This is a genomic window from Acinetobacter sp. IRS14 (assembly GCF_034650275.1).
GTDB classification, from domain to species: domain Bacteria; phylum Pseudomonadota; class Gammaproteobacteria; order Pseudomonadales; family Moraxellaceae; genus Acinetobacter; species Acinetobacter oleivorans.
On the sequence record NZ_JAOVFN010000017.1, the window covers coordinates 1 to 22,767 of the forward strand.

Consider the following 22,767-nt stretch of genomic DNA (forward strand, 5'->3'; position numbering starts at 1 on the left):
CATGTTTGTCTGAACTTAAGCGCACAGCGTATTGAACAGAAGCATCGGCACCAATCGTAATGGGTTTATCTGCAATTTGCAGTGGGGTGTCATGCATTTTCGATTTATAAAATAACGATGCTGCTTGAGACCAGCTACCCGTATCTTTGAGGGCATCATTATCAAAATTACGGTTGATATAGGCATTCTTTAGCGTGAATTTCCATTCATCTTCGCCTTGTTGAGTGGTATTGGCTGCCCACAACAATGAATGACCACTACAGATAAATAAAAGAGTAGAAAACTTTAAATATGGTGTTTTTAAATATTTCATGAAACAAATCATCCTTTAATTATTGTCTGCGCCATCCTTTGGCACAGACATATATTTGTTCAGTGGAATCGTGTTATCTCAATTCGAAGCAACTAAAACTTGAGACCGATTTTTCTTTAAACGTTTAATGAGTAACAACGAAACCGCGGCACAAAATGCAGGTATCGCTAAAATGCTTAAAATTTCAAAACTGGAGAGATTTAATGACATTAACCAGCCGCCCATAATTGATCCCACAATCGACCCTGAGCGCCCTACTGCATTAGCCCAACTTACCCCTGTTGCACGGCAATGTGTTGGATAAAAACTAGATGCAAAAGCGTTTGCTCCTACTTGCGAACCACTAATTCCTGCACCTACCCCAAACATGGCAAACATCAATAAAGCCGTATTTGCCTGTTCAATTCCAAACCCTAAACAAATCAGGAAAAAACCGCCAAAAACATAAGCCGTACTTAAAATTTTAGTTGCATCCATCTTATCCATTAGTAGGCCTAAGACAATTGCACCAATGGTTCCACCTATTTGAAAAATTGAAGTCAGCCATGACGCGTTGGATAAATTAAAGCCTTCATTGGTCAATAAAGTAGGCATCCAACTTGAAATCATATAAATAATGAGAAGGCTCATAAAAAAGGTAAACCAAATCAAAAAAGTGCCCAAAGCAAAGCCTTTATTAAACAAATCTTTCAAACTTGATTTTTCGACTTCATTGACTGTTGGAACCAATGTAGGAGTACTATTTAAATGCGGCGCGATACGGTGAATAATCTTTTCAATTTTCTCGGTGCCCTTCTTTTTAAGCACTAAAAATCGAATAGATTCAGGTAATAAAAAATATAAGAAAGGTACAGTCGCTAAAGGCAACACTCCCCCAATGAGCAAAATACCGTGCCAGCCAATATGAGGAAGTAGCTGAGCCGAAAAAATACCACCAAGAGCAGAACCCACTGTAAATCCACAAAACATCATGGTCACTAAATTAGAACGACGAGATGTAGGCGCATATTCAGAAGTTAAAGTAATTGCATTGGGTAAAGCCCCACCTAAACCCAAACCAGTGAGAAATCTCCAAATAATCAGTGATTGTAAATCTGCTGAAAAAGAGGCAAAAACACTAGCAATTCCAAACATAATCACCGAACCAATCAAAATCGGTTTACGGCCTAATTTATCGGATAACGGTCCGAAAATGAGTGCACCTGCCATCAGTCCAAATAAGCCAGCACCAAATAAAGGTGCCAAATCGGTTGCTTGCAATCCCCATTCTGCCTTTAAAGCAGGTGCAATAAATCCAACTGCTGCGGTATCAAATCCATCAATCGCAACAATCAAAAAACACAACCACATGATTAATTTTTGCAAAGACGATAGCGGTATTTCATCAATGAAACTTTGTACGTCTATAGAATTTTGAGACATGAGAGCTCCTTTCGCCAATACATTGGCGTATATGCAATCCTTAGCAAAGGTGCCCAACTGTATTTTTTATTTAGGTTGAGCACCTATTTCAATAAATCAGATCAATTTGATTTATTTCACATTCACCGTAATTCCAGTCAGTCCAGTAATGTCTGCACGCATAACATCACCTTTCACTACCGCACCCACGCCTTCTGGAGTTCCTGTAAAAATCAAATCACCTGCTTTTAGTTCAAATAATGTAGATAAATTAGCAATCGTTTCAGCCACAGACCAAATCAGGTGACTGACATCGCTGTGCTGTTCAGTTTTACCATTTACCGTTAAATGAATATCAGCACTATTGATTTCACCCGTTTGGGTAATCTGATGAATTGGGCCAACTGGTGCAGAAAAATCAAAAGCTTTACCGATTTCCCATGGGCGACCTTTTTCACGCATTGCCATCTGTAAGTCACGGCGGGTCATATCTAAACCGACGGCATAGCCGTAGATATAGTTCACTGCATCCTCAACCGATACATTTTTGGCATCTTTACCAATTGCAACAACCAACTCAATTTCATAATGAAAATTTGAAGTTTCAGATGGATATGGAATATCAATCGCATCTGTATTTACCGGAACAATCGACTCAAGATCATTTGGCTTACAAAAGAAAAATGGTGGTTCACGGTCTGGGTCAAAACCCATTTCACGTGCATGAGCAGCATAATTACGGCCGACACAATACACACGGCGTACTGGAAATTTATGCTCTGAGTCGTGAATATATAGACCCGCAGTGGTCATTGGTTCAAAAATAAATGACATGTTAAATTCCTTCTATTAGGTTAATCACGACTCAAAATGCATCGGCCTGCTGTTCAGGTGCTGCTTTTTGAAATGCTTCTAAGGTCATGCAATGTTGGTAAATTTCATTAATATTTGGATAAGCCGATAAATCGACTTTAAAACGCTCAGCAGACACTACTTGTGGAACTAAATAGGCATCTGCAATGGTCGGTTGATTGCCATAGCAGAACTTTTCGCGATTCTGGTCTTGTTCCAAAATATGCTCTAAAGCAGCAAATCCATCCTGAATCCACTTAGCACACCATGCATTGATTTGTGCATCATCCAGCCCTAAGTTCTGGCGTAAATATTCAAGAACACGCTTGTTATTTAAGGGATGAATGTCACATCCAACTAAAGCAGCAATGGTACGGACTTTTTCACGACCCAATGCATCTCTAGGCAATAAAGCGGGTTCGGGATATTGCTCTTCTAGCCATTCGATAATGGCTGGACTTTGCAACAAGTTTCCAGATTCAGTTTCAAGTACCGGTACAAATCCTTGCGGATTTAAAGCTTTAAAAGCAGCTTGATGGTGTTCATTTTTAGCGAGCGAGATATAAGCCGCTTCGTAGGCCAAACCCTTTAGGTTCAAAACAATGCGGGTTCGATGCGATGTACCGCTACGAAAAAAGCTATAAAGTTTCATGCCACATTCCCTTGATAGTTTTTCACTGCATCAAGGCAGTTATTGACATTCCAGCCATATAACCATTCCATTGCATCATAAAAACGTTCAGTAGGACGTCCACGCCACAAGTCGTTGCGAACCAAGCGTTGCACACCTTTGGCATGGTAAATTTTGCCCATTTCACGTGAAGACAAAACAATGCGTGCTGTACGTGCCACACGTGCTTTTTGGTAAATATCAAAAGCTTTTAAAATGTCATGGTCGGTAACACGTAACGCTTCCCCTAAAGTTACGGCGTCTTCCATCGCCATACATGCACCTTGCGCCATATATTGCGTGGTTGGATGTGCTGCATCGCCAAGTAATGTCACACGGCCAAAAGTCCATGTTTCAATTGGTTCACGGTCTGCGGTTGCCCAGCGGCGCCAGCTTTTAGGTAACTCAATCAATTGGCGAGCTTTCGGGCAAATTCCTTGAAAATAAGACAGCACTTCTTCTTTAGAACCATCGGTTACGCCCCACTGTTCTTGCTCACGGCTATGGAACGTCACTACAACGTTATATTCCTTTCCACCGCGCAGTGGATAATGCACAAGGTGACAATTTGGCCCGACCCAAATACTGGCTGCATTCCATTTCAAGTCTTCAGGAAACTCGCTTTCAGGTACTACAGCACGGTAAACCACATGACCTGTAACCAATGCAGGGTCACCCACATAGGTGTCACGCACAACAGATTTAACCCCGTCAGCACCGATAAGTGCCTGACCATGATATTGCGTACCGTTTTGATCTGTAATTGTTACGCGGGCATCATCTTGATCAACTTTTTGAATATGACAATTAGTGATAATCTTCAAGTTGCCGTATTGTTTAGCACCTTCGACCAATGAACCATGAATATCGGCACGGTGAATCACTGCATATGGGTTACCGAAACGTTCACGGAATTTTTCATCGGTTGGAATTTTACCGACTTGATATTCATCAATCGCATCATGCATAACCATATAGTCGGTATAGACCGCTTTACTGCGAGCAATCTCACCAATTCCTAGCGCATCAAAGGCATGAAATGCATTCGGCCCTAGTTGAATTCCAGCACCGATCTCACCAATTTCAGGTGCTTGTTCAAAAACCTGTATCTTAAAACCTTGTTTTGCCAAAGCGAGTGCAGCTGCAAACCCACCAATGCCACCACCAGCAATTAATATCGGTTGTTGAGTATTTGACATGATTTATATCCTTATAAAATATTCTATTTACTGACTCTCACGCACAGAGTACAAACCCAGTTTCCGTTGTAAGGGTGCTTCATCTGCAATAAACAAATAACATGGTTGATCTGAGGTATTGATTAAATCAATATGAGAAAAACATGGGGCACATGCCGTATCAGCTTTATTTAAATTGAAATCTTTCTGATCAATTTTGACTTGGAGCTGACCATCAATCACATGAAAAATTTGGGCGGAAGAGCGCGGTTGGAGCTGTAATGTTTCATTTGGTCTGAGCATTAAAGCGGAGTAACCAATAATATTTTGACAGTCATCACCAGTTTCAGGATTGATGTAAGTCACCTGAATTGGGGCTTGATGGTTTTTATCATCTGCAAGCGCATGCAAAACTTTTTTGGTTTCTTTCCAAGAGTAGCGCATGATCGGATACGAGGCATTTTCACGGGTAAAATGAGCTGTTGGTACAATGCCCGTTCCATAATGATGAGCATTTCCAGCACTGGTCACTTTTTGGATTTCACCTGGTTGTACATAAGAAGCTTCCATGTAATAAACCAAAGGTAAATCCAGTACATCTAACCAGATCACAGGCTCATTGCCATCATGTCCATGTTCATGCCAAAGCCCTGATGGCGTAAGGATTAAATCTCCATGCTCCATCATGCATTTTTGACCTTCAACCGTCGTATATGCACCTTCACCCTCAACAATCAGACGCACTGCATTTGGGGTATGTCGATGTGATGGAGCCCACTCTTTTGGCAATAAAAGCTGCATACCAAGATACATGACCGAACTGGCTTTCATATTTTCCAGACCATGTCCGGGATTTGCTAAAACCAATACACGGCGTTCAGCTTTTTCAATTGGTGTTAACTCACCTGCTTCGAGTAATAAAGGTTTAATATTCTGAAAATACCAAGCGGTTGCTACGGTGTGCGGCATCGGTTTATGCGGAGGTAATACATTGCGTAAACTTGGCCATAAAGGGACTAAATTTGATTCTTCAAGTTGACCAAGATAACGTTTTGGCAAGTCATCTAACGTTGCTAACTGTTCCATTTCAGATCCTCTATTTAAGGCCAATTTGTACAATAATGCTTTGTACTTTCACGGCCTATTCTTCCTTAATCATCAATGTAACAATCGAAAATTGTTGAATCCATGCACAAAAAACAATAGTCTGTATTGATAAAATCAATACAAGGAAATTAAAGTGTTTGATCTTGATACTCGGCTTTTACAAATTTTCTTTGAAATTTATAAACATAGTAGTGTGTCTAAAGCTGCCGAACAGCTTGAAATTGGACAACCAACTTTGAGTATTGCTTTAAATAAATTACGTGAGCATTTTCAGGACCCACTTTTTGTCCGTATTGAAAATAAGATGCAACCTACTGAGTTATCTAAACAAATATATCCGCTGGTTGTAGAAATTCTGAACCGACTAAAACTGGTTCAAAACTACAATATTGAATTTGATCCACAGACTTCAAATTATCAATTTAAAATCAGCATGACTGATATTAGCCATCTGGTTTTATTACCTAAACTGATCAATTATTTACGTGCACATGCACCCAATATTCGCCTAGAAATTGTACCGATTGATGCCAATACACCAGTCATGATGTCAAATGGAGACATTGATTTAGCCATTGGTTTTTTGCCTCAGCTTGAAGCAGGTTTTTACCAGCAAACGCTTTTCCAGCAACGTTATATTTGTATTGCTAGTAAAGAACATCCGAGACTTACAGGTACAACGCTTTCAGATCAAGAATTTCGCCAAGAGCTACATGTCGATATTTTTGCAACGGGTGGACACTATGTACTGGAGCATGAGTTACAAAAACTGGGAGTAAACCGAAATATTCTGGTTCGTTTGCCAAGCTATTTAGGGGTTGGCTTGGTTGTTCAAGACACAGACGCGATTGCGACTATTCCTCATTATTTAAGTCAGGTGCTTTTAGTCAGAGGGGGTCTAAAAGTTTTAGAACCTCCTTATCATTTTCCGACTTATAGCGTAAAGCAGCATTGGCATGCACGAGTTCACCAAACACCAAGCAACCAATGGTTAAGAAGAGTATGTTTTGAACTTTTTTCTGAATAGAAAATTTAAACAGGCACTATTAAAAATCTAATAAAAACAAAAAGACTTTGCATAGATGAATAAAATCTCACTATACAAAGTCTTTATAAACTCTTTTTTTAATTAATCTAAATTCATGGCAACCGATCTGGTTGCTTTACGCTTTCTCGTGACAAACAACCCGCAAATGACCACCAACAAAGTTACGCCTAAAGATAAAGTAGTTTCATAACTATAGGTTGGTGATAAGAACATATAACCTAAAACAGTCATAATCACTAAAATCACAAACCACGTTAACCAAGGGAATAGCCACATTTTAAAAGATATAGCTGCGCCCTCTTTTTCCAATTTATGTCTTAACCGTAGTTGAGAAAATGCGATTACTAGGTAAACCAGTAATGCAATTGAACCTGTGGTAGATAGTAAGAATCCAAAGACTTGACCTGGAAACATATAGTTCACCGCACAGCAAATCACACCAACCAAAGTCGATAAAAATACAGCTGAAGTCGGCACACCTGCTTTATTAATCTTTGTTACAACACTCGGTGCTTCATGGCGTGTACCTAAAGCAAATAACATTCGAGATGAGGTATAAACCGCAGCATTCATACAGCTTGCAACGGCAATAAAAACGACGGCATCCATAATCAGTTTAGTCTCGGGAACATTTAAACTCATTAACACAAACTGAAAGGTCCCGAACTTTTGTAAATCTGGTGAGCGCCAATCGACCAAGGCAACTGCAAGAAAAATCGAAACAACAAAGAATAAAATAATTCGATAAAGTACTAAATTCGTTGCACGTTTAATTTTTTCTTCTGGATTTTTAGATTCTGCCGCTGCAATAGAAAGAATTTCTATTCCAAAAAATGAAAATGCTGAGATTAAAATTGCTGATAAAACACCGCCCATTCCGTGTGGCATAAAACCACCATTTGAAAATAGGTTACCAACGCCACTGACATTTGTTGCTAAAGGCCACATTCCAAATACAGCCATTGCTCCAATGATAATAAACACGACAATCGCAATAACTTTAATGAGTGCAAACCAAAACTCAAATTCACCAAAGCTTTTGGTACTAAAAAAGTTAGCTAGACTAAGTAAAATAATAAAGGCAAACGCATAAACAGCACTGGAAATTTGTGGAAACCAAGCATGTAAAATTTCAGCTCCAGCAATGGCTTCAATTGGAATCACCAGTACCCAAAACCACCAATATAACCATCCAATGGTAAACCCTGCCCAAGGACCAATTGCTTTACGGGCATATGTAGAAAATGAACCTGTATCGGGTTGTGCGACCGCCATTTCACCCAGCATGCGCATAACCAGAAAAACTAAAATACTTGTAATTATATAAGCGAGTACGGCGGCTGGGCCTGCTTTTGCAATTGCTGCAGAAGAACCTACAAATAAACCTGCACCAATAACGCCACCAATACTAATCATGGTGACATGTCGATTAGAAAGTCCTTCACTTAATTTTATTGTTTTATCATTGTTCATATTCGATTCCTTCAAATTGACAAACTGATTTTAAAACCGTCTTAAAAATGTACTTCTCCAACTTGTACGAAACAAAAAAGGGAAAATCAGAGTTTTCCCTTTTTATTGATTAATTTAATGTAGGCATCGCAAATTGTTTGGCTTCACGAAGCTGAGTTGAAGGCCAACGTTGGGTAATGGTTTTACGGCGTGTATAAAAACGCACACCATCTGGACCATATGCATATAAATCACCGAACAATGAACGCTTCCAACCACCAAAGCTATGATACGCAACTGGTACAGGTAATGGCACATTGACCCCAACCATACCAACTTGAATATTGCTCGTAAAATAACGTGCAGCCTCGCCATCACGAGTGTAAATACACGTTCCATTACCATATTCATGGTCGTTAATCAGTTGCATTGCATCTTGCATGGTTTGTACACGAATGACCTGTAAAACAGGGCCAAATATTTCTTGCTGGTAACTTGTCATGTCTGGTGAAACTTGGTCAATTAAAGTCGGCCCAACAAAAAAACCGTTTTCATAACCTGCCGGTTTTGCATCACGACCATCCACAACAATTTTAGCACCTTGTTGCTCTGCACTTTGAATAAAAGCTTGTACTTTGTCTTTATGTGCTTGCGTAATGAGCGGTCCGAAGTCATTACGCTCATCTGCATAGTGTCCAAACTTTAATTGCTTCATTTCTTGTTTTAATTTTTCGATCACAACGTCGGCAACTTCATCGCCAATAGCAACTGCGACTGATAACGCCATACAACGTTCGCCAGATGAACCAAATGCAGCACCTAACAAGGAAGTTACGACGTTATCAATATCTGCATCTGGCATAATAATGGCGTGATTTTTGGCTCCGCCTAATGCTTGACAACGCTTACCACTCGCGGTTGCTGTACGGTAAATGTACTCTGCAATTGGGGTTGATCCAACAAAACTAACCGCTTGAATTTTTGGATGATGCAATAACGCATCAACAGCGTCTTTATCACCATTTACAACGCTAAAAACACCATCAGGCAACCCTGCTTGTTTTAATAGCTCCGCTAGAAATAACGCAGCCGACGGCGCTTTTTCCGAAGGTTTTAAAATAAAACAATTACCGCAAACTATTGCCATCGGGAACATCCACAACGGAACCATTGCAGGAAAGTTAAAAGGCGTAATACCTGCAACCACACCTAACGGTTGGAACTCACTCCACGAATCAATATCTGGACCCACATTTTTTGAATATTCACCTTTTAAAAACTCAGGCGCACCACATGCATACTCAACATTTTCAATCCCACGTTGTAATTCACCTTTGGCATCGTGGCAAATTTTTCCGTGTTCTTCTCCAATGAGTTGGCAAAGCTTGTCAGCATTTTCTTCGAGTAATTGCTTAAATTTAAACATCACACGAGCACGTTTAATCACTGGTGTATCACGCCATGCTGGAAAAGCCTGCTCTGCAATTTGAACCACTTGATTGACCAACTCTGTATCTGCAAGTGCAACTTCTTTTGTACTCTCACCTGTCGCTGGGTTATAAACAGGTTGTTTCTTGGTAGTTTTAGTGACAAGTCCACCATCAATAAAATGCCCGACTACTTTAACGGTTTGCTGACTTGAATCTGTGTCTGTGTTGGCAATCGCGTTGCTGTCAAAATTCTCTAAAGTGTTCATCTTTATTCCTTGTATCTATTCATCTTTTCTAATGGAGCGTTGATATAAACAAACGTTATTTCACTTGATAAATTGCCTCACCCACGGCATTCATGAGTCGTTGTAACTCTGCCTCAGTGCTATTAAACATTGGGCCAAACTGAAGCGTATCTCCGCCAAAACGGACATAGAAACCCGCTTTCCAAAGTTGCATACCAATTTCAAAACCACGAATCGTCGCATCGCCATCACGCGGTGCTAATTGCACAGCACCAATCAGCCCACAGTTGCGTATATCAAGAATGTTTGGAGCGCCTTTTAACTCATGTAAAAGTTTTTCAAAACTTGGAGCTAGAGCAGCCGATTGATGGATTAAATTTTTCTTTTCTAAAATGTCGAGCGTTGCTAAGGCAGCAGCACAAGCAACCGGATGCGCCGAATAGGTATAACCATGGGTAAACTCAACAGCATGTTCAGGCAAATCTTGCTGCATAAAGGCATCATAAATTTCATGGCTTGCCACCACACCACCAAGTGGAATAGCGCCGTTGGTAATTTGTTTGGCAAAATTCAAAATATCTGGCGTGACATCAAAATATTCTGAAGCCGTCCATTTCCCCATCCGTCCAAAACCAGTAATAACCTCATCAAAAATAAGTAAGATATCGTGTTGATCGCAGATTTCTCTTAAACGCTTTAAATAACTAGTCGGCGGCACAATACATCCTGCCGAACCTGAAACTGGCTCGACAATGACTGCGGCGATATTCGAAGCATCATGTAGCTCAATTAACTTAAGCATTTCATTGGCAAGCTCTACACCACCTGTTTCAGCACACCCTTTGGTAAAACTTAAATCGGGCTGTAAGGTATGCGGTAAGTGGTCTACATCCATAAGCTGACCAAACATTTTACGGTTACCACCGATACCGCCAAGACTTGTCCCTGCAACGTTTACACCATGGTAGCCACGTGCGCGCCCAATCAGCTTGGTTTTGCTTGGTTTGCCTTTAATTCGCCAATAGGCACGAGCCATTTTAATTGCGGTATCGGCAGACTCTGAACCTGAGTCAGTAAAGAACACATGCTGCAATTTTTCAGGCATATATTGAATAATTCGTTCAGCCAATTGAAACGACAATGGATGACCAAACTGAAATGCTGGTGAGTAATCCAGCTTTGCCAACTGAGTACTTACGGCTTGCTGAATTTCAGGAAGCGTATGCCCAGCACCACACGTCCATAGACCTGATAATGAGTCATAGATCTCACGGCCATTGCTATCAATTAAATATGATCCTTTAGCACCGACAATCATCCGTGGATCTTTATGGAAATTACGATTTGCAGAAAATGGCATCCAATGCGCTTGATAATTTAAGCTCATCTGAGCATTTGATTGAACGGTTTCCGATGCTGCATCGTCATCAGTTAATTTGTCGATATCAAACATAATCACTCTTCTTGTTTTGAGGCTATTTTTTGAGTGTACAGAGCGATATAGTTTTGATAAATTCAAATTATCTTGAGTTTAGATTTAAAAAAACAAAACTAAATGAAACCTAAAAAATTAAATCAAGTCACTGATTTTGATATTAAATTACTTAAAATATTTAAAACGGTTTGTGACTGTCACAGCTTTACGTCTGCCGAAAGTATTCTTGGTATTAGTCGCTCTGCGATTAGTTTGCATATGAGCGATTTAGAAAATCGTCTAGGCATTCGGCTATGCCAACGTGGTCGTGCAGGGTTTGCATTGACTGATGAAGGCCGTGAAATTTTAGAATATATAGAAGTGCTCACCGCTTCTATCGAAGACTTTCGCTCCAAAGTCAATCAAATGCATAACCGTCTAAAGGGTGAATTTAATATAGGTATTATTAATAACCTCGTGACCATGCCAAGTGGCTACATTACTAATACGCTGGCACAACTTGCCGAAGAACATTCTGAAGTGATCATTAACATTAGCATGAGCACACTTTCAGATATTGAGTGCCGTGTATTAGACAACCGTTTACATGCGGGAGCAATTCCCCTTGTGACTCCGCTGTCTGGCCTAGACTATTTTGACTTATATAGCGAAAGTTCATTTTTATATTGCGGTAAAAACCATCCCTTGTTTGGCAAATGTAGCAAGATGGATTTAGATGAATTAAAAGAATGGCAAGCTGTACTTCCCAATTATGCAATTACACCAGAAGCGGCAAAGTTGCATCAGCTTTTAGACTGTAAAGCGACAGCAAGTGACCGTGAAGGAATTGCATTTCTGATTTTAACAGGAAAATTCTTAGGTTTTTTACCCGACCACTATGCAAAAAAATGGGTTGAAGATGGTTTTATGCAAGCTGTTTCAAAGGAGAAAATGCATTACAGCACACCCATTTGTTTAATTACTCACAAAGGCAAAAACCACAATATTATTTTAAAAACTTTTATGGAGATGCTTGAGAAGCGGATCGTTGGGAGTTAAAAATCTTTGTTTTTTAATTTATTAAGCTCAAACATCGCATTTTTATATTCAAGATATGCCTTTTCACTAATTAGAACCACAGAGTCTTTCTCTTTTCGCGTAATTTTTACGGCGTAACCTAACAGCACTCTTTCCATGACTTTTGAAAATTGTGATCTTGCATTTGCGTAATTAATTTGTTCCACAATATTAGTCCCAATCAGATAAAAGAAAGCCACTTTTGATATTAAAGTGGCTGTGATTACATTAAAAATTGTATCGACCTAATAAGTTGATTCGAGATAACTTTCCTTCTAAATCTGAAAAAGTTTCTCTCTTACCATAGGTATATTCAACACCAAGATCGACTTTCTCTACAGGCGTCCAAAATAAATTGACGCTTGCATTGATTATCCTTTTATTTTGATCAGGGTTATTTTCTGAAAAATTTGAATCTTTATAGACAAGGCTACCAGCGGACAAAGAAGAGCGTAAATTTTCATTCCATTTACGCATATACCCTAACTCGACAGAATCAAATTCACTTAAATACATTCGATTTTGATCAAAGTAGAATGCATCATTATCTTTTGAATACAGCATGTAACGGTTATCACCCGCTATGTGATAGTAATTAAACACAAGTGAGTCGTTTTCAGAAAGCTTATACTTTGTGCCTAATCCAGCACCCCAAGCAAGTTTAGTTTGCTCTTCATTCGTATCAGAGATTGCTCGATTTTCATGAAGCATACCGTGCAATTGAACCAAAAAATCTGGATTCTTAAATTCATATCGCATGGTTAATGCAGGAAAACGGCTGCCGCCTTCTACATTTTTATTTTCAACATCACCGCCTTCCAAAGCGACTAATAATTTTTGTTTGGCATCAACAACGTGCTGATAACGGATTTGGATATTACGCTGAGTTCCTGTACCCATCGCGCCTGTAAAATCAACCAAACTTGGAGCTGTATCACTATTCACAAAAGGTGAAGTGGTTTGACCAATCAACCAATTTCCTAGTGAAATATAAGCATGTCTAACCCGAACAGAACCATTACCGTTATCTCCGCCACTTCCCATGAAATCGGCTTCTAGCTTTCCAATCAAATCTCCTTTCGAGGTCGGCTTGACGATATCCACTCCTACACGTGAAGTTGCAGCAGAAACATTTAATGATTTACTTGGTGAGTTTGAATTGTTTAATGGTATTGAACCTGTTTTATTCGCAATTGAACGCGTTGAGCCTTCAAAATCATATGCGGCATCAACACGAATATTTCCATAAAATTTAATTTTAGTTTGGTCAGCCGTAACGGGCATTTCGGTGTTTGATGTTTTGTTTTGAATCAAGTCAGGTGTTTTGTTTAATCCATTATTTTTATTTAAATTTTGCTGCTCCATCAAATAATCTATTTGTGCTTGTAATTTACTTATTTTTTCATTTAGCGCTGAGTTATCTTCGCTTTCAGCTTGGGCTTGCTGCAATGTAATACTCATTAATAACGATAAATAAATAATCCCTTTATATTTCATGTCCTTTTCCTTTAGACGAAATTATCTAGACCAAATTGAAATTTCCTATTTTTCAATTAGCGACCTAATAATTATTGAGTTAACTTTTGAGAGGCTAACGAAGCTCAACCATTGACTTCGCTAGTTCCGTTCCTGCTCGAATATTCTTGAATAACCTTATTCAGGTAATTCGCATCCTTTTTGTTTTAAGCTGTTGATCACCCAGCTACGGTCATTTTCACCTACGGCGATTTGATCTAATTGCTTTTGTTCAGCGGCATGTTTAGCACTTGCCTTCAGATAAACTTCTTCTACTTCTGCATACGGCACGCTTAAAAGTCCATCTTCATCCCCTAAAATCAAGTCTCCCGGTTCAATTACCATTCCATTGATTGCGATAGGAACATTAATTTCCCCCGGTCCGTCTTTATAAGGCCCTCGATGTGAAATTCCTGCCGCAAAAAGTGGAAAATCTCCCTCTCCAATGACAACCGAATCACGAATCGCACCATTAATAACAATGCCGGCTATACCTTTTTTAATGGCATAAGCAACCATCATCTCTCCAATTAATGCATTGGTTAGATCACCACCCGCATCAACCACAATGACATCTCCCGCTTGGGCGATATCAATAGCGTAGTGCAACATCAAGTTGTCACCCGGACGCGCCTTAACTGTAATGGCAGGTCCACAAAGATATCCCTTTTTATGCATTGGTCTTAATTGAGCCCCACCTGAAGTCATTCGATTCATTGAGTCACTGACATTAGCGACTGGTAGATCTCGATATTGCTCAATCCATTTTTGCTCAACTTTTCTGTCGTTTTTTAGCACTCTAAAACCAATTGCCATAACTTTTCCCTTACATCAGTTTTCTTGTGCAAATTAATATGACAGTATTTTTTTGAAATGTCATTTCATTTTTAAATTTAATTTAACCAAAATTCACCCAATTTTTAAATTTAATTTTTACTATTGACTATTTTTTTGAAATGTCGTTTTAATAACATGGATTATTAAGGACGTATTTTGCTCAAAATACTTAAATGGAGTGCAAGTCAAAATGAAACGTAAAGTTCTTATCACGGGGCCAACATTAACTTCAGATGCGTTACTGTATGCTCAATCCCATGATATTCAGTTGATTCCAACTGAACCCTACATGGCAAAAGATGAAATGGAAAAACTCATCCATGATGAACAACCTGATGCAATCATTGTTCGGACAGGCAAACTTTCTAGGGATATGATTTTTGCTTCTGATAATTTAAAAGTGATTGCAAAACATGGTGTTGGGTTTGACACAATCGACACTCAAGCTGCTGCTGAACGAAAAATTCCTGTAACTATTGCCGTAGGCGCAAATGCACAATCTGTTGCCGAACACGCTTTTGCACTCATGTTTAATGTTGCTCGACAAGTCACATGGTTAGACCAACGTATTCGAGAAGGTCACTGGGACAAAGCAAGTGCAAATGGTGTGGAGCTATATGGCAAAACGCTGGGCTTAATTGGTTTAGGGGCAATCGGTAGCATACTTATGAAGTTAGTTGCTCCTTTAAACATGAAAGTAAAAGTATACGATCCGTTTCTACAAAATCTGCCAGAGCTCGATTACGTAAAACAAGAGCATGACTTTGAAAAACTCTTAGAAACCAGTGACATTATTAGCCTACATTGTCCGCTCACAGCAGAGAATAGACACTTATTTTCTCACGCCCAATTTGAAAAGATGAAACGCTCAAGCATCTTAATTAATACAGCACGTGGTGAATTAATTGATCAGGCTGCATTAGTTGATGCACTAAAAAATAATAAAATTGCTGGTGCAGGTTTAGATACTTTTTCTTCAGAGCCGCCTGAAAAAGATAATCCATTATGGGAATTACCTAATCTAGTTGTTACTCCTCACATAGGAGCAAACACAACAGATTCACGTAATCGCGTCGGTCTCTTAGCACTCGAACAGATTGTGAGTATTTGGGATGGTCAACTATTAAACCCACGAGCTATCGCTAACTGGAAGTTACTCAATAGCTAATCATGGAACTCAATTGTTTCTAAGCTTTTAGATGCGAGAACAATTAAAATATTGAATATAAAAAAGGATTTTTTTATGTCTACAGAATATTCTCAAGCGAGTGCGATTGAACGTGAAACAATGCGCAAGGTAGCGTGGCGATTGCTGCCTTTTTTAACGCTTTGTTATGTGATTGCTATTATTGACCGTGGCAATATTGGTATGGCTTCATTACAAATGAATGAAGACCTTGGATTGACAGCTACTGCCTTTGGTTTTGCCAGTAGCTTATTTTTCTTTGCATATTTTCTATTTGAAGTACCCAGCAACCTCGCCATGCAAAAATTTGGAGCAAAAGTATGGATTGCCCGAATTATGGTGACTTGGGGGGTAATTTCAGCTGCAACAGCATTCGTTGAAAGCTCCACATCGTTATATATTATGCGCTTTTTGCTAGGCGCTGCCGAGGCTGGTTTTTTCCCTGGCGTGATTTTATATCTAACTTATTGGTTGCCCGCCAATTATAGAGGCCGAATGATTGCTATATTTATGGTGGCAATTCCGGGGGCAAACTTTTTAGGTTCACCATTATCTGGTTTTTTACTATCCCTAGATGGTTTGATGGGCATGCGCGGATGGCATTGGCTATTTATTTTAGAAGGTATTCCTGCGATTTTACTGGGTATCGCTTGCCTATTTGTACTCACAGATCGACCAGAACAGGCAAAATGGCTCAATAGCGAACAAAAAGCTTGGTTAGTTGAAAAACTACAATTTGAACGCCAACAAAAAACTCCGATTGGTCATATTTCTCTATGGCAACTTCTAAAGAATAAATATATTTGGGCTATGATCATTATTTATTCTGGTGCTTCTGCTGCTGGAAGTACAATGAGTGTTTGGGCACCTCAATTAATTAAATCATTTGGTTTGAGTAATTTAGAAATCGGTTTAGTAAATGCGATTCCTTATGGCTTAGCTTCTATTGCCATGATTCTTTGGGGTCGTAGCTCAGATCGTAAAAATGAACGCCTTTGGCATACAGCAATTGCTCTATTAATGATATCAATTGGTTTATTAATTGCTTTGTTTACGTCTTCACTTATTGGCACAATCTTTTTACTTAGTATCGTTTTAATTGGTGCTTATTCTGCGAAAGGTCCATTCTGGGCTTTAGCATCCTCATGGATGTCACCAACTACAACGGCGGCAGGACTAGCAGCAATTGGCGCATGCGCTAACCTGATTGGTGGCGGCATGATGGTGAATATCTATGGTGCAATCCATGATGCAACAGGAAGCCACGCTATTGCCTTACTTCCACTTGCAGCCTTAAATCTCGTATCGGCTATTATGGTTGTCATTATGTCTAGAAAGAAAGCCGTTTTGTTTAACCAACCACAAAGCACTTCGTAAATAACACGAATAAAAAAGGGGCTAAATCATTAGCCCCTTTTTTATATTTAAAATATTAAGATTAATTACGAATACTCTTACCACCCAAACTTTTGGTCAAGTCATCTGCAATTTTAAAGAAGAAATCACCCACAGATTTTGCAATTTCCGAAGTAAAACGGCTTGATGGACCTGAAACAACCAATGCGCCAACCACATCATTTTGAGCATCAAATACTGGCAATGCCATTGAAGCAGCATGTGGTTCCGTTACACCAGTTGAATAAAAAGGATCGGTTCTTGATAAAACTTGTTCGTGTGTTGACCGCAATGCTTGAGCACCTGCCGCACCATCCATTGGTCGAACTTCACCCGGCTGAATATGAACGCGCAATCGATGGGTAGAGTTTATTCGATATTGGCAAAGACGATATGCCCCATGCTTAACGTAAAAAGAAGCTGTTTCGCCAATTTCATCTACAAGTTGCTGTAAACAAGGCACAACATGTCTTTCTAAGTCTAAAGCATCTTGATAAATTGTATTTAAACGCATGACTTCGCTGGCAAGCGTATATCTGCCATCTGAAAGACGGTTAACAAAACCAAAATCTTCTAGCGAAACGATTAAGCGCATGATAGTTGCTTTATTTAATTCTGTTCGTTCAGCGAGTTCTGCTAGGGTTAAAGATTTATCACCTATTCTAAAAGCAGTTAACAAAGTTAAAAGGCGATCAGCCGATGCATTTCCGCTTGTTGCTGGGTGAGGTTTAATTTTAACCATGTTTTTCCTACAATAGCTTGATATCAATTTTAATGTATTGAATTAGGTTTTTAACTTTACCATATTTCTTATATTTTAATTTAATCTCTCAAGTGACCTTCGGTTTTTCTTTAACCAACCATATAAAGCTTATTTCTTTCAGATATTTATCATAAAACAATAAGTTCTTCCTTGAAGTCACAAACAGACCACTACACTGCTTTTCTTATAAAACCCCACCAATAATTGATATTTGGTAGGGCTTTCTATGCAGAGAAAATACGACAGGTTAAATCGTAAATTTTCCTAACCGAAAGAATAATATTTAAATGAGGATATTAAAAACGATAACCCACACCTAGATATGTAATTAAAGGATCAATATCAACTTTGGTTGAGGCATGAATTAACTGCTTACCTGTTTTGCTATCAATCACATCAATATTTGCGCGGTTATTTAACTTTGCATAGGACACTGAACCAACGGCATACCAATTTGGCGTGATGTCATAAGTAGCGCCTAGACTCACAATTGGGGCAATCGCATCCGTTGCTTTAACCCGAACATATGGATTTGCACTTGAGGTTTTACCATCTAAGGCTGCACCAGCATTGTTATCTAGAACATTCTGAATCATATGACCCGCAGCAATTAAGTCAGAATTAATTTGGTCGTTTAACTTAATGTTAGAGAAGCGTGAATACATAATTCCAGCACCAACATATGGACGAAATTTATTTACTCCTGCCTTACCAAACTGATATTGAGCCTCTAATGCTGGAGTCCATGCACGTACCGTAGCAGCTTTCGATTTATTCCCAAGATTAGTGATTGGAATATCTTGTAATAAATCAAGTTTATCCCCGATAACCAAAGCAGCTAACCCTTCAGGATTTGCAAAACCAGATAACGGCGCGTTGATTTCTCCTTTCCCCTTAATATCAACTTTTGGAGGAATCCCACCGATTAACTGTAAAGACACGTTCTCATTCACATAGTAATTGAACATTAAACCCAGAGTGTCTACATCTTCTGCTTCAAGCCCTGTGCCTTTACCTTCCCATTGTTCTAGTCCTTTTATGGTTGCTGTACCCGTGATATCTGGCGAAACCATGTCATTTTCATCTACAAGCCCTAATAACTGACCAACCGATTGTTGTTGATTGCCGTTTTCATCGACTGGATGGCTAAATACCATATCAAGAACTTCTTTGGCATTTTCCCCAGTTGATAATGTTGCATTAGGGTCTATTGATTTCATAAATGCTGAAGTAGAAATAGTTCCGACTTTGGCAGTGGTTCCATTTGCTACAGCAGTATTTATGTTGAATGGATTTGCTTTCCCTTGTGGCATGACATGCAACCACCCAGCAGATACAGAAAACCGTTTAAATTCTGCATGTGAGGTTTGAGTTCCCGTTACGAAAGCCACGGCGAGCAGGTTTCCGCCTATTAATTTTAAAATATCCATTTTATTTCCTTTATTTTATTTAAGAGGTTTCCATTAACCTCTTCATTCAAAATAAAGATTTTTTTAACTTTTGGTAAAATTTTCCGACAAAAAGCATTATAAAACAATATATTAATTTTAATTAATTTATTTTAATTGATTGAAAAATATACAATATAAGTGAATTTTCTATGGAAATTTATAAATTAAAAAAAGCCCACCTTCCGATGAGCTTATTCTTACTAGGATCAAAGCCGATTTTATTTTTCTCAAATTTCGCCTATTAAAAAGCTTCCATTAGAGAGTGTGAGTAGACATTACTTAAGTAAATTTACAATATTAGTCCACCCCATCTTATGAGCCAAATCTAAAGGAGTCATTGATTGGTTATTCACTTCCAACTTATTGGTATTCAACCTTAAAAGCTCTTGAACAAATAAATAATTACCAGCTATAACTTCACGATGTAATAATTGATTACTACTTTCGTCCTTTTCACTAATGATTGTAGGATCTGTATTTATAATGTTTATGAACTGATCCAAAATACTCTTACACATAGGATGTTCGTCTAAATTTTCAGGACAATTTTTCTGGTCATAAACTAGGAAAATTTCATCAGGGTTGCCAAAATCAATCCCCCACGCCTCATCATATTTTTTACGATCTATTGCATTTAAAGTTTTACGATACTCTTGAATCGTAAACCCACCATGAACAGTGCCATTGGATAGAAACATCCAATCAACTATAGACTCAAATTGAAGCTTTACTGTTTCACCAGCTTGCACATTATCAATAATATAAGGGTCGTTTAACAAAGTTCCTGAAATTGTACTGCCATTAAAATCAACTTGATCAATCCACATATACTCAATCAAAGGTTGATTTGTATCTTCAGGGTTTTCTTGGATAAATGCACACTTCACATAAGCCAGTTCTAGAGCAGGAACAATTCGCCGATATTCCCAATAAAGTTCACGCCAAAAATATTTAAATGTACCTATGGCACTCTCAAAAGCTAGAATCATTTCTGGAGATTCATTCTTATACAATTTATTCATATAATACATATTACACTTGATTAATATTAAACCTACTTATATTAACACTATGATAAATTTAAATATCTCAAAATTTATCAATTATAAATATGAATTTTCAAAAAAAGAAACTCCGCCAATACCAAACTAAAGTAAGCTTTTTACTCTGTAAAACCTCTAGCAAAGCACTTACAATACTGGTTCACTTTTACATAAATTAATCTTTTCCTTTAATTTCCCAAAATCTATGTTGAGTTAAGTTATATTTACTATGATAAAAAAATTAAGTGCATTATTAATATTATTGTCTACATCACTACATGGATTAGCTGCAATACATATGAGCCCAAGAATGGGAAGCTCCTCTTATAGTGGCCCCTTCGACACACTTATACTAATGATTGTGGGGATGGGAGCTTTATATTTTTACTATAAGTCATTCTTAAAATGGCTCAAAAGAAAATCAACTGGTCAAAAACCAGAACGTAAACTTGGCCTTGATGACTGGGGCATTACACTTGCAGGATATGTACTGGTATCAATATTTGCATGTGGACCTATATTTGAAATACTACAAAGTATAGGCGACTATCAACTCGTAAGAGACACTTGGTATATTGTATTTATATTTTGTTTTGGATTATTGATTTTTTTAAGAAGGACTTAGAAGCCATCTACTTTATAAAATAAAAATCCCACTAATAATCTTTATTTAGTCGGGTTCAAAGTTATAACACTTTCTACAAATTAAAAACCACCTTTAAAAAAACCCACCAAAGTGGGTTCAATTGCTATCAATAAAAGTGGTTAATTACATTTAATCGTCTTATTGAAGGTCTTATATGTGCCTGTTGTAATTACTTGAGCTGTATAAATCCGTTGGCTATGAGTTTGATGATTATTATTTATTTCACTAAAGCCTTTACCAGCACAAACGGTTTCAGCCTTTTTGTTTACTTTGTTTTCCATTGCTTCATTAGAACCTAAAATATTAGAAGTGGTTTGAATCATATAATTTCCATTTTCAAGTTTGGTAGCTTGAGCTGGAAACATTTGCGCACAACCTGTCAAAGAAAGAGTAGATGTTGCAAGAAGAGTTAGCATAAGATATTTATTCATAATTTCTTAGTTCGTTGAATTGAAAAACAAAAATGACAAAATATATTTTTAAATTTTAACAGTCAACAATAAAATAAATAAACACTACTACAATAAAAAAGCCCATCTTCCGATGAGCTTTTTATTTAATTAAAATTAACGGTATGTATTGGCTTTAAATTCTGCTAATACTAGGCTTATAAAATCTATGATTTAAATACAACGACTATTTATTAAAAAAAAGAGCACCTAAGTGCTCTCTTGTTCTTATTGATTTTTGGATAAGGCAAAATTTATTGCCCTGTCATATGCGTGTTCTTGTAACTCGGTATATACATAGAAATGCTGTTCTGTCTTGGTAACAGGATTAATGAGTTTCATTGCTTCATAACTATGAGTATTTAAATCATTAGGATCAACATCAAATGCTTCTAATTGCTGCTCTCTCCACTCACCACTTAGAACACCACCCACACAAAGCCATTTTGTTGAATTGTCTGACATATCATGTTTACTCTATATAATAGCTGTTGCCATCGGAACTGTTGAAAACCAAATTTAAAGTAGGGTAAATACATTCACCTTTTAACAAAATATATTCAACTTTGGGTCTCTGAACTCTAGATGAATGACCGATTTTATTAGTATCTACTTCTGTATAGTTTGCGTGCGCTCTTTTTTCTTTACCTTGGAAATCAATAATTGTAATTTCTTTTAGCATTAATATGCTCCAATTTAATCATACATATTATGCCCAACGATATTTTTATACTATGAATATTTTGTAGACACTAGATTGAATTAATTTTTAAAAACTATTAATCCAAAACGTGGAAAAAATTTATATATGTGTAATTTGTGTACCCCTACTTGAAAGTTGGATAAGGTGATTTCAAAATTTAAAGGATAAGACTCAACAGGTTATATATAATTGATTTTATTTATGAAATAAGTTGTCGAGATAAAGATCTTTTCTTGCACAAATCAACACACATGAGTCTTAAAACTACCGCAATGTAAAGGCCTTTAAAGTGTACTATCAACTCTCCCTAATGAAGATAAGAAGATAAAAATGTCAGGTTTTAAAAGTTTTTCTCAAAATACAACTAACCACGCTAATATCATCAAATCTCAAATGAACAAGCATCCTGCAACACCACCGACTGAAACTCAACCTTCAGAAGTTCCAGGCACAGTAAAAGATCTGCCTGAGAATAATGAACAACCTGATCCTAATAACAAATAATTTCTTATTAACAGTGCCTTGGACATTGTTTTGAGGCTCTGCTACTATAAAGAATAAATTAGTGCACTGATTTATTATACTATTAACT

At 37.9% G+C, this 22,767-nt stretch carries 23 protein-coding genes and 1 pseudogene; 6 read left to right on the forward strand and 18 right to left on the reverse strand.

Features of this window, described 5'->3' with window-relative positions:
* The 6 genes and pseudogenes from ODQ17_RS14030 to ODQ17_RS14055 form a co-directional block, all read right to left on the reverse strand.
* Positions 1–313 (reverse strand): annotated as a pseudogene (locus ODQ17_RS14030) (OprD family outer membrane porin); the annotation flags it as partial.
* Between the two features lie 78 nt (positions 314–391).
* Complete coding sequence (locus ODQ17_RS14035; protein WP_322904434.1) at positions 392–1,735, reverse strand: MFS transporter; 1,344 nt, start codon at positions 1,733–1,735, stop codon at positions 392–394.
* 111 nt (positions 1,736–1,846) lie between these two features.
* Positions 1,847–2,548, reverse strand: coding sequence for a fumarylacetoacetate hydrolase family protein (locus tag ODQ17_RS14040; RefSeq protein ID WP_322904436.1), 702 nt, complete (start codon positions 2,546–2,548; stop codon positions 1,847–1,849).
* A gap of 31 nt (positions 2,549–2,579) precedes the next feature.
* Positions 2,580–3,218, reverse strand: coding sequence for a maleylacetoacetate isomerase (gene maiA, locus ODQ17_RS14045; protein ID WP_322904438.1), 639 nt, complete (start codon positions 3,216–3,218; stop codon positions 2,580–2,582).
* Positions 3,215–4,435 carry a 3-hydroxybenzoate 6-monooxygenase gene (locus ODQ17_RS14050; RefSeq protein ID WP_322904440.1) on the reverse strand — a complete coding sequence of 407 codons (1,221 nt, stop codon included), beginning with the start codon at positions 4,433–4,435 and terminating at the stop codon, positions 3,215–3,217. The genes maiA and ODQ17_RS14050 overlap by 4 nt, the downstream gene beginning before the upstream one ends.
* Before the next feature lie 27 nt (positions 4,436–4,462).
* Positions 4,463–5,500: a cupin domain-containing protein gene (locus tag ODQ17_RS14055; protein WP_322904442.1), complete on the reverse strand. Its 1,038-nt coding sequence runs from the start codon at positions 5,498–5,500 to the stop codon at positions 4,463–4,465.
* Positions 5,501–5,654: 154 nt separating this feature from the next.
* Between ODQ17_RS14055 and ODQ17_RS14060 the strand changes: the two genes are divergently transcribed.
* Positions 5,655–6,548 carry a LysR family transcriptional regulator gene (locus ODQ17_RS14060; RefSeq protein WP_013197793.1) on the forward strand — a complete coding sequence of 298 codons (894 nt, stop codon included), beginning with the start codon at positions 5,655–5,657 and terminating at the stop codon, positions 6,546–6,548.
* Positions 6,549–6,650: 102 nt separating this feature from the next.
* On the opposite strand, the gene ODQ17_RS14065 is transcribed toward ODQ17_RS14060, so the two are convergent.
* From ODQ17_RS14065 to ODQ17_RS14075, 3 genes are all read right to left on the reverse strand, one after another.
* Positions 6,651–8,042, reverse strand: a complete 1,392-nt coding sequence (locus ODQ17_RS14065; protein ID WP_151827092.1) for an amino acid permease — start codon at positions 8,040–8,042, stop codon at positions 6,651–6,653.
* Between the two features lie 109 nt (positions 8,043–8,151).
* Positions 8,152–9,717, reverse strand: coding sequence for a CoA-acylating methylmalonate-semialdehyde dehydrogenase (locus ODQ17_RS14070; protein ID WP_151822325.1), 1,566 nt, complete (start codon positions 9,715–9,717; stop codon positions 8,152–8,154).
* 55 nt (positions 9,718–9,772) lie between these two features.
* Positions 9,773–11,155 carry an aspartate aminotransferase family protein gene (locus ODQ17_RS14075; protein WP_322904444.1) on the reverse strand — a complete coding sequence of 461 codons (1,383 nt, stop codon included), beginning with the start codon at positions 11,153–11,155 and terminating at the stop codon, positions 9,773–9,775.
* Between the two features lie 96 nt (positions 11,156–11,251).
* Here ODQ17_RS14075 and ODQ17_RS14080 point away from each other — a divergent pair, with 96 nt between their 5' ends.
* Positions 11,252–12,169 (forward strand): LysR family transcriptional regulator, encoded by a 918-nt coding sequence (locus ODQ17_RS14080; protein WP_322904446.1) that lies wholly within the window; start codon positions 11,252–11,254, stop codon positions 12,167–12,169.
* On the opposite strand, the gene ODQ17_RS14085 is transcribed toward ODQ17_RS14080, so the two are convergent.
* The 3 genes from ODQ17_RS14085 to ODQ17_RS14095 form a co-directional block, all read right to left on the reverse strand.
* Positions 12,166–12,354, reverse strand: a complete 189-nt coding sequence (locus ODQ17_RS14085) for a type II toxin-antitoxin system Phd/YefM family antitoxin (RefSeq protein ID WP_016138054.1) — start codon at positions 12,352–12,354, stop codon at positions 12,166–12,168. The two genes, ODQ17_RS14080 and ODQ17_RS14085, sit on opposite strands and share 4 nt — an antisense overlap.
* 61 nt (positions 12,355–12,415) lie before the next feature.
* On the reverse strand, positions 12,416–13,684 hold the full coding sequence (locus ODQ17_RS14090) for a DcaP family trimeric outer membrane transporter (protein ID WP_322904448.1): 1,269 nt from the start codon (positions 13,682–13,684) through the stop codon (positions 12,416–12,418).
* A gap of 156 nt (positions 13,685–13,840) precedes the next feature.
* On the reverse strand, positions 13,841–14,518 hold the full coding sequence (locus tag ODQ17_RS14095; protein WP_322904450.1) for an RraA family protein: 678 nt from the start codon (positions 14,516–14,518) through the stop codon (positions 13,841–13,843).
* A gap of 199 nt (positions 14,519–14,717) precedes the next feature.
* Here ODQ17_RS14095 and ODQ17_RS14100 point away from each other — a divergent pair, with 199 nt between their 5' ends.
* Together ODQ17_RS14100 and ODQ17_RS14105 are read left to right on the forward strand one after the other, a co-directional pair.
* On the forward strand, positions 14,718–15,707 hold the full coding sequence (locus ODQ17_RS14100; protein WP_322904452.1) for a hydroxyacid dehydrogenase: 990 nt from the start codon (positions 14,718–14,720) through the stop codon (positions 15,705–15,707).
* A 75-nt stretch (positions 15,708–15,782) separates the two neighbouring features.
* Entirely contained in the window at positions 15,783–17,102 is a 1,320-nt protein-coding gene (locus tag ODQ17_RS14105) for an MFS transporter (RefSeq protein ID WP_322904454.1), read from the forward strand.
* Between the two features lie 61 nt (positions 17,103–17,163).
* Here the strand turns inward: ODQ17_RS14105 and ODQ17_RS14110 are convergent, their stop codons facing one another.
* The 3 genes from ODQ17_RS14110 to ODQ17_RS14120 all read right to left on the reverse strand — a co-directional run bounded on the left by ODQ17_RS14110 (position 17,164) and on the right by ODQ17_RS14120 (position 20,323).
* Positions 17,164–17,862 (reverse strand): IclR family transcriptional regulator, encoded by a 699-nt coding sequence (locus tag ODQ17_RS14110; protein ID WP_013197779.1) that lies wholly within the window; start codon positions 17,860–17,862, stop codon positions 17,164–17,166.
* Between the two features lie 317 nt (positions 17,863–18,179).
* Complete coding sequence (locus tag ODQ17_RS14115; RefSeq protein ID WP_322904456.1) at positions 18,180–19,313, reverse strand: OmpW/AlkL family protein; 1,134 nt, start codon at positions 19,311–19,313, stop codon at positions 18,180–18,182.
* Positions 19,314–19,609: 296 nt separating this feature from the next.
* Complete coding sequence (locus ODQ17_RS14120; protein ID WP_192834993.1) at positions 19,610–20,323, reverse strand: DUF2314 domain-containing protein; 714 nt, start codon at positions 20,321–20,323, stop codon at positions 19,610–19,612.
* A 283-nt stretch (positions 20,324–20,606) separates the two neighbouring features.
* Here ODQ17_RS14120 and ODQ17_RS14125 point away from each other — a divergent pair, with 283 nt between their 5' ends.
* Positions 20,607–21,002: a putative four-helix membrane protein gene (locus ODQ17_RS14125; protein ID WP_336624783.1), complete on the forward strand. Its 396-nt coding sequence runs from the start codon at positions 20,607–20,609 to the stop codon at positions 21,000–21,002.
* Positions 21,003–21,142: 140 nt separating this feature from the next.
* Here the strand turns inward: ODQ17_RS14125 and ODQ17_RS14130 are convergent, their stop codons facing one another.
* The 3 genes from ODQ17_RS14130 to ODQ17_RS14140 all read right to left on the reverse strand — a co-directional run bounded on the left by ODQ17_RS14130 (position 21,143) and on the right by ODQ17_RS14140 (position 22,154).
* Entirely contained in the window at positions 21,143–21,454 is a 312-nt protein-coding gene (locus tag ODQ17_RS14130; RefSeq protein WP_250375648.1) for a hypothetical protein, read from the reverse strand.
* Between the two features lie 246 nt (positions 21,455–21,700).
* Entirely contained in the window at positions 21,701–21,937 is a 237-nt protein-coding gene (locus ODQ17_RS14135; RefSeq protein WP_013197775.1) for a hypothetical protein, read from the reverse strand.
* A gap of 7 nt (positions 21,938–21,944) precedes the next feature.
* Positions 21,945–22,154 carry a hypothetical protein gene (locus tag ODQ17_RS14140; protein WP_005305637.1) on the reverse strand — a complete coding sequence of 70 codons (210 nt, stop codon included), beginning with the start codon at positions 22,152–22,154 and terminating at the stop codon, positions 21,945–21,947.
* 351 nt (positions 22,155–22,505) lie between these two features.
* On the opposite strand from ODQ17_RS14140, the gene ODQ17_RS14145 reads away from it, so the two are divergent.
* Positions 22,506–22,679 (forward strand): hypothetical protein, encoded by a 174-nt coding sequence (locus tag ODQ17_RS14145; RefSeq protein WP_005305641.1) that lies wholly within the window; start codon positions 22,506–22,508, stop codon positions 22,677–22,679.
* Positions 22,680–22,767: the final 88 nt, after the last annotated feature.